The following is a 14,113-nucleotide window of genomic DNA, read 5'->3' as shown; positions in this document are numbered from 1 at the left end:
TCGTGGAAACAGGGGCATTTGGCGATAGTATACCAGGTCTGTCTCCGACTTCCAGCGTCGGCTCATGGCTCGGGACTGGGCGGGTCGGAGGAACCGACCGGTCCGCGGGAAGCCGGGGCCCGTCATGCCTCGCTTCGTCGTCGGGCGGAGGGATGGACGGTCAGTGGCAGTGGCCGAAGAAGCAATAGCCGAGCCCGAGCAGGCAGTGCTTCTGCTTCGGCACCAGCAGCTGGACGGACGTGAGGGCCTGGGCCGCGACCGGGACGGCCGCCGCCTGCATCTGCACCGGCATCGAGGCGACGGTCGTGGCCGCCTGGATGAGCGGCGCCGAGACGAGCTGGACCTGCTGGACGGGGGATTGCGCGAGCTGGACCTGCTGCACCGGCACCTGGGCCAGTTGCACCTGCCGGACCGGCGCCTGGGAAACCTGGACCATCTGGACCGGCGCGACCTGCATCACCGGGGCCTGCACCTGGACGGGCTGGGACACCACCCCGATGACGGGCTGGGGCAGCGGCTGGGAGGCCAGGGTGGAGAACAGCGGGGCCGGCGTGGCGGCCACCTGCTTCGAGGGCATCGGCGGGCTGCCGAAGATCGAGCCCCCGTCCTGGGGGCTGGAGGTGGGTCGGCAGGAGCACCCCGCCGCGTGGCCCCATCCCGCCCCGACTGGGACCGGGCAGGAGACGGGGACGAAGGTCGGCTGGGCCGGCGCCGCGCCCTGGTTTAGGATGTAGCCCTGGACCAGCTCGTACTTCAGCGTGTGGTGCTTCTTCAGGAAGTCGCCGGCCTCGGCCGACGAGGCGGCCAGGGCGAGGGACAGCGCGAGCAAGGGTCGGGCGGCCCGTCGCATCGTCCGTGCGAGATCGGTCGTCGAAACCATGGCGAGACTCCCTAACGGCATTCGAGTGCGGAGACCTCCGGGTCGCCGGTCGTCGGGCTCGGCCCCGTCGGATCCCGAGACCGGGGACCGCCGGCGCGGCCCGACGGCCGAAGTCTAACCGCGCCCCGGGCCGGACGACCCGGGCCCGACCCCACCCCGGGCGCGGTCCTGGAGGATGCGCCGGATGCGCGGGCGAGGGCCGGCGGCGACCCCGATCCCCGGGCCCCCGTCGAGGCCGTGCCGCGGCCCTCCCGGCCGGAATCGTGGGGCGGGCCCGAACCTCCCGGGCGGGAATCGCCTCCGCTCGGGTAGGCCGGGCCGGGCGGCCCTCCGGATCCCGCCGAGGGGACAGGCGATGAGTCGTGACGCGATCATGGATGCGAGTGTCGGCGAGTCCCGTCCGGCCCCGGGGGAGGGCCCCGGGGAGGCACCGGCCGGGAGGTCCCGGCCGGGGGGGAGCCGGGAGCTGCTCTCGCTGGCGTTGCCGCTGGTGGTCAGCCAGAGCTTCATGACCGCCCAGGTCTTCGCCGACACCCTGCTGCTCGCCCGCCACGACCCGCTGGAGATGGCCGCCTCCTTCCCGGCCATGATGTGGTTCTGGCTCCCCTTCGGCCTGCTGCAGGCCACCGCCGGATACGTCGCCACGTTCGTGGCGCAGTACACCGGGGCGGGGAGGCCGCACCGGGTCGGGCCGGCCGTCTGGCAGGGGATCCACTTCGCCGTCGTCGCCGGGTTGCTGTTCCTGCTGATGGTGCCGGCGGCCCCCGGGCTGATCGCCTGGGGCGGGCACACGCCGGCGTTGCAGGCGTTGGAGGTCACCTACCTGCGCTGCCTGAGCTTCGCCGCGCTGCCGATGCTGGTGATGTCCGCCATCAACGGGTTCTTCTCGGGGAGGGGGCAGACCTGGACGGTCCTGGGCATCGAGGTCGTCGGCACGGCGGTGAACATCGCCGGGGGCCTGGTGCTGATCGGCGGTCGGCTCGGCTTCCCGGAGTGGGGGATCGCCGGGGCGGGCTGGTCGACCGTGGCCGGCTCGTGGGTCTCGGCCCTGGTCGCCCTGGCCCTGTTCCTCCGCCCCCGATACGCCCGCGCGTTCCGCACCCTGGCCGGCTGGCGGCCGGAGCGGGAGCTGTCCGGCCGGCTGCTCCGATTCGGGCTGCCGGCGGGCTCGCAGGTGCTCTCCGACGTGCTGGTCTTCCACGTCTTCGTGCAGCTGGTGGGACGCCTGGGGGAGGCCCAGGCCGGGGCGACGGCCCTGACCGTCCGGCTGAACATGGTGGCCTTCCTGCCGATGCTGGGCATGGTGCAGGCCGTCTCGATCCTGGTCGGCCAGCGCCTGGGAGGCGAGCGGCCGGATCTGGCCGAGCGGTCGGCCTACACGGGGCTGAGGTGGGTGGTCGGCTACATGAGCCTGGTGGCGGTCGCCTACCTGACGATCCCCGGCGTGATGGTCTCCGTCTTCGAGGGGAGGGACGACCCCGGGCGATTCGCCGGGGTGGCGGAGCTGGTGCCGGCGCTGCTGGCGATGGCGGCGGCCTACTCGGTGGCCGACGGGGCGAACATGACCTTCGCGTTCGCGCTGCGGGGTGCGGGAGACACGCGGTTCGTCTCGGTGCTGACGTTCCTGCTGGCCTGGCCGGTCATGGTCGTGCCGACCTACCTGCTGGTGCGCTCCGGCGGGGCGATCGAGTGGGCCTGGGCCTTCGCCACGGCCTACATCCTGGCGATGGCCGCCTGCTTCACCCTCCGGTTCCGCTCGGGCCGGTGGAAGGCCATGCGGGTCATCGAGGCCGCGGCATCGCCGGACGGCCGGGCCCCCTGAGTCGGTCCGATGGGAAGTGATGCCCGGGCGGGACGCGTGCCGGGGGGGCCGGGGAGGCCCTCGCCCGGCCGGGAGGGGCGGCCGAGCCCCGGGACCCGGGCGCCACGCCCCTTGCAATCCGGGGGTGGGGGGCTAAGCTGAACTCCCGCCGAGCCCTCGGCGCATCTCCCCCGCGTCCCGTTCGACGGGGTCGTCCCGTGGCATCATCGCGCGTGAATCAGCCCCGCCCGAGTGGTGCCGCGCCCTCCCCGCACCGGGAGCGGCTCCGGGCCGGGCCGCTGTCGGCGGTGCTGGACGGGGGCGACCTGCGGTCGATCCGCCTGGGGGGCGTCGAGTACATCCGACGCCTCCACGTCGCGGTCCGGGACCGAGACTGGGGGACGGTGCCCGCCTCGATCTCCGGGCGGTCGGTCGAGTCGGACGGCCGGTCGTTCGCCGTCTCCTTCCTGGCCGAGCACCGCGAGGGTCCGATCGACTTCTCCTGGCGGGGATCGATCCGGGGGGGGCCCGACGGCACGATCACCTACCGGATGGAGGGCGAGGCCCGCTCCACTTTCCTGCGCAATCGGATCGGCCTCTGCGTGCTCCACCCGATCGTCCGGTGCGCCGGCCTGCCCTGCCGGGTCGAGACGACCGCCGGCGCGGTGATCGACGGCCGGTTCCCCCAGCGGATCGCGCCCCACCAGCCGTTCCGGGACATCCGGGCCATCGCCCACGAGGCCGACACCGGCGTCTGGGTCGAGGTCCGGCTGGAGGGCGAGGCGTTCGAGATGGAGGACCAGCGGAACTGGACCGACGCCTCGTTCAAGACCTACGGCACCCCGCTCGACCTCCCCTTCCCGGTCGAGGTCGCCCGGGGGACCCGGGTCGAGCAGTCGGCGACGATCCGCCTGGTCGAGCCGCCGGCCGACCCGCCGTCGTGGCGGTCGGTCGTCGCGGCGCCCGGCCGACGCCTGCCGCCCATCGGCCTGGGGATCGGCGACCCGGGCCGGGCGTGGAGCCCCCGGGAGGCCGCCCGGCTCCGGGCCCTGAACCCCGGGCACCTGAGGGTCGACCTGCACCCGTCCCGGCCGGGGCTCGGGGAGACCCTGGCGAGGACCTGGGGGCAGGCGACGGCGCTGGGCGGGGTCCCCCTGGAGGTCGCCCTGTTCCTCTCCGACGCGGCCGAGGCCGAGCTGGTCGAGCTGGGCCGGGCCGTCGCGACGGCCCGGCCGGGAATCGCCCGATGGCTGGTCTTCCACGTCTCGGAGAAGGCGACCGGCGAGCGCTGGGTCCGCCTGGCCCGGCCGCACCTCGAACGAATGACGCCCGGCGTGCCGATCGGCTCGGGGTCGGACGCCTACTTCGCCGAGCTGAACCGGGGGTACCCGCCCGTCCCACCGGTCGACTTCGTCTGCTACTCGATCAACCCCCAGGTCCACGCCTCCGACGACGCCTCGGTGGTCGAGACGCTGGAGGCGCAGCCGTGGACCGTCCGGGGCGCACGGGCCCTGCCCGGCTCCCCCCCGGCGGTCGTCTCGCCGATCACCCTGAGGCCCCGCTTCAACCCCAACGCCACCGGGGGCGTCGCCCCCGACCAGCCCCCGGGCGTCCTGCCCGACTCGGTCGACCCGAGGCAGCGGTCCCTGCTCGGGGCGGCCTGGACGCTCGGCAGCATCGCGGCACTGGCCGGGCGCGGGGATGACCCCTCCCCCCTGGCGCTGACCTACTTCGAGGCGGTGGGCTGGCGGGGGGTGATGGAGCGGGAGGACGGCCCCCCCCTGCCCGACCGCTTCCCGTCCCGGCCGGGCGAGGTGTTCCCGATGTACCACGTCCTGGCCGACATCGGGGAGTTCGCGGGGGGGGAGTGCCTCGCCGTCCAGTCGGGGGGCGATCGGGGCGTGGCCGCGCTGGCCCTGGCCGACGGCGACCGGCTCCGGGTGCTCGTGGCCAACCTCGACGCCGAGCCCCGGGCCGTGCGGGTGCTCGGCCTCGGGGCCTCGGCCGAGGTCCGGCGGCTGGACGAGTCGAACGCCGAGGAGGCGATGCGGTCCCCCGAGGCGTTCCGGGCGAGCCGGGGGGACGAGGTGGAGACGGGCGGGGGGACGCTGCCGCTGGTGCTGGCCCCCTACGCCCTCGCCCGGATCGACACCGCCCGGCCCCGCGGGCCGGGGGGCGACCGATGACGCCGCTCCGCTTCGCCGCCTTCGGGGCCGGGTTCTGGGCGAGGTACCAGCTCGCCGCCTGGCGGGAGGTGCCCGGGGCCAAGTGCGTGGCGCTCTGCGACCCCGACCGGGCGAAGGCCGAGGCCCTGGCCGCGGAGGCCGGCGTGCCGGCCGTCTACGACGACCCGGCGACGCTGCTCGACCGGGAGGCGCCCGACTTCATCGACGTCATCACCGGCGTGGATTCGCACCCCCCCCTGGTGCTGATGGCGGCCGAGCGGGGGATCCCCGCGATCTGCCAGAAGCCCATGGCCGCGTCGTATGGGGAGGCCGAGCGGATGGTCTCGGCCTGCCGGGAGGCGGGCGTGCCGCTGCTCATCCACGAGAACTGGCGCTGGCAGGGGGCAATCCGGGCCTTCAAGGCGGTGCTCGATTCCGGGCGGATCGGCCGGCCGTTCCGGGCCCGGATCGACTTCATCACGGGGTTCCCCGTCTTCGACAACCAGCCGGCCCTGAGGGAGCTGGACCAGTTCATCCTGACCGACATCGGGACGCACATCCTCGACGCCGCGCGGTTCCTCTTCGGCGAGGCCGAGGGGCTGATGGCCCTCACCCGTCGCGTCCACGAGGACATCCGGGGGGAGGACGTGGCCTCGGTGATGCTGGCCATGCAGGGGGGCGCGATCGTCTCCTGCAACATGGCCTACGCCGGGAACCCGCTGGAGGTCGACCGCTTCCCCGAGACGTTCGTCGCCGTCGAGGCGGATCGGGGCTCGGCCCGGCTCGACCCGGATTTCTGGATCCGCGAGACGACCGCCGAGGGGACCTTTTCCCGCCGATGCCCCCCCGCCCGGTTCCCCTGGGCCGACCCGTCCTACGACGCGGCCCACGCCAGCATGGTGCCCTGCCTCGCGGACTTGCTCGCCCACCTGGGGGGCGGGCGCCGGGCCGAGACGACCGGCGAGGACAACCTCAGGACGCTCCGGCTCGTGTTCGAATCCTATCGGTCGGCCGCCGAGCGGCGGTTCATCACCCTGGCCTGACGGCGGGAATACGGAGCGGCCGATGCCCCCCGATCGCATCTCGGCGACCTACCGGATCGAGACGGCCCACCCGATCGGGCGGGCGGTCGAGTCGATGGCCGGCGAGCAATCGACCGGGACGTTCGTCCGGGTCCCCGGCGAGACCGACGCGCTGCGCGAGCGGTTCGGCGCCCGGGTCGAGCGGGTCACGGAGCTGGAGGACGCGGACGGGCCGAGCCTGCCCGGCTCCCGGCCGCCGGGGGGGGCGGGGGCGGCCCCCCGGTTCCGGAGGGCGGAGGTCGTGCTCTCCTGGCCGCTGGAGAACGTGGGGCCGTCGCTGCCGAACCTGCTGGCGACGGTGGCGGGGAACCTGTTCGAACTCTCCGCCTTCTCCGGGCTGAAGCTGGTGGATCTCGACCTCCCCCCCGCGTTCGGGGAGGCCTACCCCGGCCCCCAGTTCGGCCCGGAGGGGACGCGGAGGCTCTCCGGGGTCGAGGGGAGGCCGATCATCGGCACGATCATCAAGCCGAGCGTCGGCCTCGCCCCCGGGGAGACGGCCGCCCTGGTGGGGACGCTGATCGAGGCCGGGATCGACTTCGTCAAGGACGACGAGCTGATGGCCAACCCTCCGCATTCGCCGCTGGGGCGGCGGGTCGAGGCGGTGATGCGGGTCGTCAACGACCACGCCGACCGCACGGGGAAGAAGGCGATGATCGCCTTCAACATCACCGACGAGATCGACGCGATGCGGCGCCACCACGACGCGGTGCTCGACGCCGGGGGCACCTGCGTCATGGTCAGCCTCAACGGCGTGGGCCTGGCCGGCGTGGCCCACCTGCGGTCGCATTCGCAACTGCCCATCCACGGGCACCGCAACGGCTGGGGCATCTACGCGCGTCACCCGATGCTGGGCATGGAGTTCGCCGCCTATTCCACCTTCTACCGGCTCGCCGGGGCCGACCACCTGCACTGCAACGGCCTGCGGAACAAGTTCTGCGAGCCGGACGACTCGGTCGTCGCCTCGGCCCGGCGCTGCCTGGCCCCGCTGTTCGGCCGGCGGGTGATGCCCGTCATCGCCTCCGGCCAGTGGGCCGGGCGGGCGGGCGAGACGTATGAACGCATCGGCAGCATCGACCTCATGCACGTCTGCGGGGGCGGCATCATGGCCCACCCCGACGGGGTGGCCGCCGGGGTCCTCAGCCTCCGCCAGGCCTGGGAGGCGGCCCTCTCGGGGACGCCGGCCGACGAGTACGCCCGGGCCCGCCCCGAGCTGCGACGGGCCCTGGAGGCCTTCGGACCGTGACCGGACCCCCCCGCCCGCTGCTGGCCTACTACGGCGACGACTTCACCGGCTCGACCGACGTGATGGAGTCGCTCGCCCGGTCCGGCCTGCGCACGGCCCTCTTCCTCCGGCCGCCGGCCCCCGGGGATCTGGCCGGGAGGTTCGGGGGCCTTCAGGCCGTGGGGGTCGCCGGGACGAGCCGGTCGATGTCCCCGGCCCGGATGGAGGCCGCCCTGCCCCCGGCCTTCGAGGCGCTGGGGAGGCTCAATCCGTCGATCGTCCATTACAAGACGTGCTCGACCTTCGACTCGTCCCCCGAGGTGGGCAGCATCGGGCGGGCGATCGAGCTGGGGAGGGGGTGCTTCGGGGAGGGGTTCGTGCCGCTGGTCGTGGGGGCGCCGATCCTGGGACGCTACTGCGTCTTCGGCAACCTGTTCGCCTCGGCCGGGGGCGAGACGCACCGGCTCGACCGCCACCCGACGATGCGGCGCCACCCGGTCACCCCGATGGATGAGGCCGACCTGAGGCTCCACCTGGCCCGGCAGACCGGCCTGCCGATCGGCCTGGTGAGCGTCCTCGACCTGGACGACCCCCGCCCCGGGGCGGCCTGGGAGGCCGTCCGGGCCGGGATCGACTCGGGCGCGGAGGTGCAGCTCTTCGACGTGATCGACGACCGCCACCTCCGCCGGATCGGCGAGGTGATCTGGCGGCATGCCTCCGGATCCCCCCGCCCGGTGTTCGCGGCCGGGTCGTCGGGGCTGGAATACGCGCTGGTGGCCCACTGGAGGGCCGCCGGGATGTTGCCCGGGCCCGGGACCGGGCCCGTCTCCCCGGCCGGGCCGGTCGACCGCCTGGCCGTCGTCTCGGGGAGCTGCTCGCCGACCACGAGGGACCAGATCCGCCAGTCGCTGCGGGACGGGTTCGTCGGGGTCGAGGTCCGTGCCGATGCCCTGATCGATCCGGCCCGGGCCGAAGGGGAGCGGGTCCGGGCCGTCCGGCGTGGCCTCGACGGCCTGTCCGGCTCCCCGGGGGTCGTCGTCTCGTCCGCGATCGGGCCGGACGACCCGGGGATCGCCGAGACGCTGGGGCGGGGCCGGTCGCTCGGCCTGTCGCCGGCCGAGGCCCGGGACCGCCTCGGCGAGCAGCTCGGCCTGATCCTCCGAGAACTGGTCGACGCCGCCGGGCTGCGGCGGGTCGTGGTCGCGGGGGGGGACACCTCCGGCCACGCGGCCCGCCAGCTGGGGATCGATGCGCTCGAATTCGTCATGCCGACGGCCCCCGGATCGCCCCTCTGCCGGGCCTCCTCGGGGCGGGCGTCGGTCGACGGGCTGGAGATCGTGCTCAAGGGGGGGCAGGTCGGCCGGGACGATTACTTCGGCAAGGTGTTGCGAGGCGAGCCGTAGGGCGGCGCACCCCGCCCGCCCGATCGGCCGGACCGAGGGGAGTTGGATTACGATGACGACGATCGCGCTGCTCGGCGCCGGCGGCAAGATGGGCTGCCGGATCGCCGACAACCTCCGCAACCGCGACGAATACCGCATGCGGTACGTCGAGATCGGCCCCGCCGGGCGGGAGCGCCTGGCCGAGCGGGGGCTCGACGTGACCCCCCGGGACGGGGCGCTGGCCGAGGCCGACGTGGTGATCTTCGCCGTGCCGGACGCCCTGATGGGGACGATCGCCGCCGAGGCGGTCCCGCTCATGAAGCCCGGGGCGATGCTCATGGGGCTCGACCCCGCCGCGCCCCACGCCGGGGTGCTGCCCCTCCGGGACGACCTCTCCTACTTCTTCACCCACCCCTGCCACCCCCCCGTCTTCAACGACGAGACCGACCCCGAGGCCCGCCGCGACTTCTTCGGCGGCATCAAGGCCAAGCAGCATATCGTTTGCGCCTTGATGAAGGGCCCGGACGCCGATTATGCGAAAGGGGAGGCGATCGCGCGGGCCATGTACGCCCCGGTGATGCGGTCACACCGCATCACCGTGGAGCAGATGGCCCTCCTGGAGCCCGCGCTGGCGGAGACGACCGCCGCGACCTGCATCACCGTCGTCAAGGAGGCCATGGACGAGGCCGTCCGCCTGGGCGTGCCCCCCGAGGCGGCCCGGGACTTCCTGCTGGGTCACATCAACATCGAGCTCGCCATCGTCTTCGGCGAGATCGGCTCGCCCTTCTCCGACGGCGCCCTGAAGGCCATCGCCAGGGCGAAGGGCATGATCTTCCGTCCCGACTGGAAGCGGGTCTTCGACCCGGAGAACCTTCGGGAATCGGTCCGGGACATCACCACGCCCCCGCCGGCCCGTTCCGAGGAGATCCGCCCATGAGATCGCGAGCGGGAATCGCCCTCGCCCTCGCCGCCCTGCCGCTCGCGTCCTGCGGGGGCGGGGGCGACGCGCCCGGTGGCCCCGGCCCGAAGACCGTCGGCGTGGCGTTCGAGACGCTCCAGACGGAGTACTGGGTCGTCAGCTTCGAGTCGATCAAGGGGGAGCTGGAGGGGCGGGGGTTCACGGTCCTGGAGGCGATCGCCGACGGCGACGCCAACCGCCAGTTCGAGCAGGTGCAGGGCTTCATCGCCCGGGGCGTCGACGGCATCATCGTCGCCCCCAAGGACGCGAAGACGGTCATCCCCATGATCCGGGCCGCCAACCGGGCCGGGATCCCGATGGTCCTCTACAACCGCCCGCCGGCCGATTCGTCGGCCGAGGCCGTGACGATCGTCGCCGACAACTACGCGATCGCCCGGGAGACGGTCTCCCACATGGCCCGGCTCGCGGCCGAGGCCGGCGGGGCCCACAAGGCGATGATCCTCATCGGCGACCTCGCCGACCAGAATGCCGTCGATCGGCGTCGGGGCTTCGACGACGCGATCGAGGAGCACGGCGGGGGGATCGAGGTCGTCGCCGAGATCCCCACCGAGTGGAACCAGGAGAAGGCCCTGGCCGGCGTCACGAACGCGCTGCAGGCCGACCCGGGGATCGACTTCATCTTCACGTCGTCCGACTTCCTCTTCCCGTCGCTCGTCTCCGCGCTGCGGTCGGCGGGCAAGTATGAGAAGGTCGGCGAGCCGGGCCACGTCATCCTCGGGGGCTTCGACGGCGACGCCACCGCCTACCGGATGCTCCGGGACGGGTACCTCGACGCCGACGGCGTGCAGGACCTGGGCTTCGAGAGCGAGCAGACGGTGCGGGCCCTCGCCGACCTGATCGCGGGGGAGGAGGTGCCCCCGGTCATCGAGGACGAGGGGTTCGTGATCCACCAGGGGAACCTCGACGAGATGGCCCCGCGCATGTGGGGCGCCGGCGTCGGCGGGGATTGACGCGATGCCCATGCGATTTCCGGGCGTCGGCCCGCCCCGGGCGGCCCTCCTGCTGCGATCCGAGCACCTCGTGCTCCTGCTCTCGGCGGCGGCGGCGCTGGCGTTCTGGGCGGCGGTCCCCGGGTTCGCCTCGGGGCGGAACGCGGCGAACGTGTTGCAGAACACGCTGCCCCTGCTGGCGCTGGCGATCGGGCAGTCGTTCGTGCTGATCGGCGGGGGGATCGACCTGTCGGTCACGGCCTCGATCGCCCTGGCCAGCGTGGTCGGCGCCTCGATCATGACGGGCGACGGCGGCCCCCTTGCCGGGCACCCGATGGCGGTGCCGGCGGCGGTCGCGGCCATGCTCGGCGTCGGCGGGGCGATGGGGGGGATCAACGGCCTGTCGGCGACCCGGCTGGGGATGCCCCCGTTCATGGTCACGCTCGCCACGCTGACGGCCGGGGGGGGCCTGGCGGTCTGGTACACGAAATCCCAGAAGATTTACGAACTCCCCGATGCGTTCGTCGGGGTCTCCTACGGCTCGGTCCTCGGCGTCCCCCCGGCGGCCGTGCTGGTCGCCGCGCTGGCGGTGGTCGCCCACGTCGCCCTCTCCCGGACCCTGTTCGGCCGGTGGCTGTACGCGTCGGGGATGAACCCCAGGGCCGCCGAGGTCTCGGGCGTGCCGGTCGGCCGGGTGACGGCCGCCTCCTACGTCGTCTCCGGGCTCTGCGCCGCGATCGGGGCGATCCTGTACACGAGCCGGCTGGAGACGGGGTCGCCGGAGATCGCCCCCCGGATCCTGCTGGACGTGATCGCCGCGTGCGTGATCGGCGGCACGAGCCTGTTCGGCGGCCGGGGCGGGGTGCGTCGGACGGCCTACGGGGTGCTTTTCATCGCGGTCATCGACAACGGGTTGAACCTGATGAACCTGTCGAACTTCGCCATCATGATCGTCAAGGGCGGGGTCATCCTGCTGGCGGCTTTGCTCGACTCGGCCCGGGCCCGGGCGGCGGGGCGTGCCTGAGATGAGCAGCGACGGCCCGCCGCTGCTGGAGGTCCTCGGCGTCTGCCGGTCGTTCTTCGGCGTCCCGGTGCTGCGGGAGGTCGACCTCGCCGTCGGCCCGGGGCGGATCCTCGGCCTGGTGGGGGAGAACGGGGCGGGGAAGTCCACGCTCATGAACATCCTTGGGGGCGTCCTCCCGGCCGATTCGGGCCGCATGCGCCTCGGGGGGGAGGACTACGAGCCGGCCGACCCCGCCGAGGCCTCCCGGAGGGGCGTGGCGTTCATCCACCAGGAATTGAACCTGTTCACGAACCTGAGCATCGCCGAGAACCTGTTCCTGCCATGCTTCCCCCGCCTCGGGCCCCTCATCGACCGCCGCCGGGCCGCCTCGCTCGCGCGCGAGGCGCTGGAGGCCGTCGAGCTGCGACGCCGCCCGGGCACCCTCGTCGAGGACCTCTCCCCCGGCGAGCGGCAGCTCGTCGAGGTCGCCCGGGCGCTCACGGTGGAGGCCCGGCTGATCATCCTCGACGAGCCGACCACGTCCCTCACCGCCCCGGAGGCCGACCGGCTCTTCGCGCTGATCCGACGCCTCAGGGCCCGGGGGATCGGGATGATCTACATCTCCCACGCCCTGGAGGACGTGCTCCGGCTCTGCGACGACGTGGCGGTGCTCCGCGACGGCCGGCTCGTCGGGAGCGGCCCGGCGTCGGGATTCGCCGTCGACCACCTGATCGCCCTGATGGTGGGCCGGGACCTGGGGCAGCTATTCCCGGGGAGGACCGCACGCCCCTCGGATGAGGTCGTCCTCGGGGTCGAGGGGCTGTCGCGCTCGGGCGTCGTGGAGGAGATCCGCTTCTCCCTGCGGCGGGGGGAGATCTTGGGGCTCGCCGGCCTGATGGGATCGGGGCGGACCGAGCTGGCGCGGATCCTCTTCGGGCTCGACCCGGCCGACCGGGGCGAGGTCCGCCTGCTGGGCCGCCCGCTCGGCCGGTCGTCGCCCCGGGCCCGCATCCGGCGGGGGCTGGCGATGCTCACCGAGGACCGCCGGGGGGAGGGGCTGCTCATGGAGGCCGGCGTGGCCGAGAACGTCGCCCTCGCGTCGCTCCCCCGCTTCTCCGGGTGGGGGGGCGGGCTGCTCGACGGCCGTCGGATCGCCGACGCGGTCGACGGGGTCACCCGGGCCGTCCGGCTCCGGGCGGCCGGGCCGGGGCAGCCGGTCCGCACCCTGAGCGGGGGGAACCAGCAGAAGGTGGTGCTGGCCCGATGGCTGATGTCGGGGCCGTCGGCCCTGATCCTGGACGAGCCGACCCGGGGCGTCGACGTCGGCGCCAGGCAGGAGATCTATCGCCTGATCGGCGAGCTGGCCGCCGGGGGGGCGGGGGTGCTGATGATCTCGCCGGAGATCGAGGAGCTGATCGGCATGTGCGACCGCATCCTGGTCATGAGCCGGGGCGAGATCTCGGGCGAGTTCCCCCGGGGGGGATTCGACCGCGAGGCGATCCTCCGGGCCGCCCTGCGCCGGGGGCTCCCACGATGACGGGCCGGGCCCGGTCGGGGGCCGCCGTCGCGCTGCTCCGGGCCGCCCCCGCGCTGCTGTTCCTGGCCGCCGTGGCGGGCTTCGGCCTGGCGACGCCGAGGTTCCTGACGGCCGAGAACGCGGTCAACGTCCTGGTGCAGTCGTCGGCCACGGCGATCGTGGCCGCGGGGATGACCTTCGTGCTGATCACCGCCGGGATCGACCTGTCGGTCGGCTCGATCATGTTCCTGGGGGCGATCGCGGCCGGGAAGCTCGCGCTGGCGGGCGGTTCGCCGTGGCTGGCGGCGGCGGTCGCGCCGGCGGTGGGCCTGGGCTTCGGCCTCGTCAACGCGGCGTTGATCACGAGGCTCCGCCTGATGCCCTTCATCGTCACGCTCGCCACGCTCTCCATCGGCCGGGGGCTCGGCCTGTTCCTGACCCAGACCCGGGCCATGAACCTGCCGGGCGAATTCCTCCGGCTGGGCTCGTCCAGGGTGCTGGGGATCGTGCCGCTGCCGGTGGCGATGATGGTCGTGGTGCTCTCGGCGGCGCAGGTCGTCCTCTCGATGACCCCGATCGGCCGGCAGCTCTACGCGGTGGGGAACGACCCGGAGGCGGCGAAGAAGGCGGGGATCCGGGTCGGCCGGGTGCTGGCCTTCGCGTACCTGGCCAGCGGCCTGTGCGCCTCGATCGGCGGGCTGGTGCTGCTGGGGCAGCTGGCGGCCGTCTCGCCGAGCCTGGGAGACCGCTGGGAGTTCGAGGCGATCGCCGCGGCCGTCCTCGGCGGCTCCAGCCTCTTCGGCGGCAAGGGCCGGGTGCTGCCGGGCACGCTGTTCGGCGCGGTGCTCATCCAGGCGATCCGCAACGGCCTGAACGTGGTGAACGCCGACCCGTACCTCTACCCGGTCGTCACCGGGGTCCTCATCTTCCTGGCCGTCGCGCTCGACGGGCTTCGCCATCGTCGCCTCGCCCTGCTGCGGCGCCCCCGGATCCGCCCGGAGGCCGGCCGATCTCCGCGATAGGGCCCCCTCGCGGCCCGGCTCATCCAAGCCCCCCGGGCGATCCCCGTCCCCGGCCCCGGGGACGAGGACGCCTCGCCAAATTTTTCGCTGTCCAGGCCTCCCCCGGGGCGGTCCAATGGGGGCCGACCCGGG

11 protein-coding genes are annotated in these 14,113 nt (G+C 73.9%); 10 read left to right on the top strand and 1 reads right to left on the bottom strand.

Features of this window, described 5'->3' with window-relative positions; all coding sequences use genetic code 11:
* Positions 1–160 precede the first annotated feature (160 nt).
* Entirely contained in the window at positions 161–880 is a 720-nt protein-coding gene (locus ElP_RS37965) for a hypothetical protein (protein WP_197446939.1), read from the bottom strand.
* Positions 881–1,235: 355 nt separating this feature from the next.
* Between ElP_RS37965 and ElP_RS12810 the strand changes: the two genes are divergently transcribed.
* The 10 genes from ElP_RS12810 to ElP_RS12765 all read left to right on the top strand — a co-directional run bounded on the left by ElP_RS12810 (position 1,236) and on the right by ElP_RS12765 (position 13,981).
* Positions 1,236–2,702, top strand: a complete 1,467-nt coding sequence (locus tag ElP_RS12810; protein WP_145269819.1) for an MATE family efflux transporter — start codon at positions 1,236–1,238, stop codon at positions 2,700–2,702.
* A 212-nt stretch (positions 2,703–2,914) separates the two neighbouring features.
* Positions 2,915–4,867, top strand: a complete 1,953-nt coding sequence (locus ElP_RS12805; RefSeq protein ID WP_145269817.1) for a hypothetical protein — start codon at positions 2,915–2,917, stop codon at positions 4,865–4,867.
* The gene (locus ElP_RS12800; RefSeq protein WP_145269815.1) at positions 4,864–5,889 is read left to right on the top strand and encodes a Gfo/Idh/MocA family protein; all 1,026 of its coding nucleotides are present in this window, start codon (positions 4,864–4,866) and stop codon (positions 5,887–5,889) included. Before ElP_RS12805 ends, ElP_RS12800 begins: the two co-directional genes overlap by 4 nt.
* A gap of 22 nt (positions 5,890–5,911) precedes the next feature.
* A complete protein-coding gene (locus ElP_RS12795) occupies positions 5,912–7,171 on the top strand; it encodes a ribulose-bisphosphate carboxylase large subunit family protein (protein ID WP_145269813.1) in 1,260 nt (419 codons plus the stop codon).
* Entirely contained in the window at positions 7,168–8,553 is a 1,386-nt protein-coding gene (locus tag ElP_RS12790; protein ID WP_197446938.1) for a four-carbon acid sugar kinase family protein, read from the top strand. The genes ElP_RS12795 and ElP_RS12790 overlap by 4 nt, the downstream gene beginning before the upstream one ends.
* 52 nt (positions 8,554–8,605) lie before the next feature.
* Complete coding sequence (locus ElP_RS12785) at positions 8,606–9,469, top strand: phosphogluconate dehydrogenase C-terminal domain-containing protein (protein ID WP_145269809.1); 864 nt, start codon at positions 8,606–8,608, stop codon at positions 9,467–9,469.
* Positions 9,466–10,461 carry a sugar ABC transporter substrate-binding protein gene (locus tag ElP_RS12780; protein WP_145269806.1) on the top strand — a complete coding sequence of 332 codons (996 nt, stop codon included), beginning with the start codon at positions 9,466–9,468 and terminating at the stop codon, positions 10,459–10,461. The genes ElP_RS12785 and ElP_RS12780 overlap by 4 nt, the downstream gene beginning before the upstream one ends.
* Before the next feature lie 4 nt (positions 10,462–10,465).
* Positions 10,466–11,464: an ABC transporter permease gene (locus tag ElP_RS12775; protein ID WP_145269804.1), complete on the top strand. Its 999-nt coding sequence runs from the start codon at positions 10,466–10,468 to the stop codon at positions 11,462–11,464.
* A 1-nt stretch (position 11,465) separates the two neighbouring features.
* The gene (locus ElP_RS12770; protein ID WP_145269802.1) at positions 11,466–12,980 is read left to right on the top strand and encodes a sugar ABC transporter ATP-binding protein; all 1,515 of its coding nucleotides are present in this window, start codon (positions 11,466–11,468) and stop codon (positions 12,978–12,980) included.
* Positions 12,977–13,981 carry an ABC transporter permease gene (locus ElP_RS12765; RefSeq protein ID WP_145269801.1) on the top strand — a complete coding sequence of 335 codons (1,005 nt, stop codon included), beginning with the start codon at positions 12,977–12,979 and terminating at the stop codon, positions 13,979–13,981. Before ElP_RS12770 ends, ElP_RS12765 begins: the two co-directional genes overlap by 4 nt.
* Positions 13,982–14,113: the final 132 nt, after the last annotated feature.

It is taken from the genome of Tautonia plasticadhaerens (genome assembly GCF_007752535.1).
Classification (GTDB): domain Bacteria; phylum Planctomycetota; class Planctomycetia; order Isosphaerales; family Isosphaeraceae; genus Tautonia; species Tautonia plasticadhaerens.
The sequence above is the reverse complement of the archived record's forward strand: the minus strand, read 5'-3'. Positions and strand labels throughout refer to the sequence as shown.

Coding starts and splice junctions, on each gene's coding strand:
- ElP_RS12770 (WP_145269802.1), top strand. CDS start 11,466: ATGAGCAGCGACGGCCCGCCGCTGCTGGAGGTCCTCGGCGTCTGCCGG.
- ElP_RS12810 (WP_145269819.1), top strand. CDS start 1,236: ATGAGTCGTGACGCGATCATGGATGCGAGTGTCGGCGAGTCCCGTCCG.
- ElP_RS12795 (WP_145269813.1), top strand. CDS start 5,912: ATGCCCCCCGATCGCATCTCGGCGACCTACCGGATCGAGACGGCCCAC.
- ElP_RS12785 (WP_145269809.1), top strand. CDS start 8,606: ATGACGACGATCGCGCTGCTCGGCGCCGGCGGCAAGATGGGCTGCCGG.
- ElP_RS12765 (WP_145269801.1), top strand. CDS start 12,977: ATGACGGGCCGGGCCCGGTCGGGGGCCGCCGTCGCGCTGCTCCGGGCC.
- ElP_RS12775 (WP_145269804.1), top strand. CDS start 10,466: ATGCCCATGCGATTTCCGGGCGTCGGCCCGCCCCGGGCGGCCCTCCTG.
- ElP_RS12780 (WP_145269806.1), top strand. CDS start 9,466: ATGAGATCGCGAGCGGGAATCGCCCTCGCCCTCGCCGCCCTGCCGCTC.
- ElP_RS12800 (WP_145269815.1), top strand. CDS start 4,864: ATGACGCCGCTCCGCTTCGCCGCCTTCGGGGCCGGGTTCTGGGCGAGG.
- ElP_RS37965 (WP_197446939.1), bottom strand. CDS start 880: ATGGTTTCGACGACCGATCTCGCACGGACGATGCGACGGGCCGCCCGA.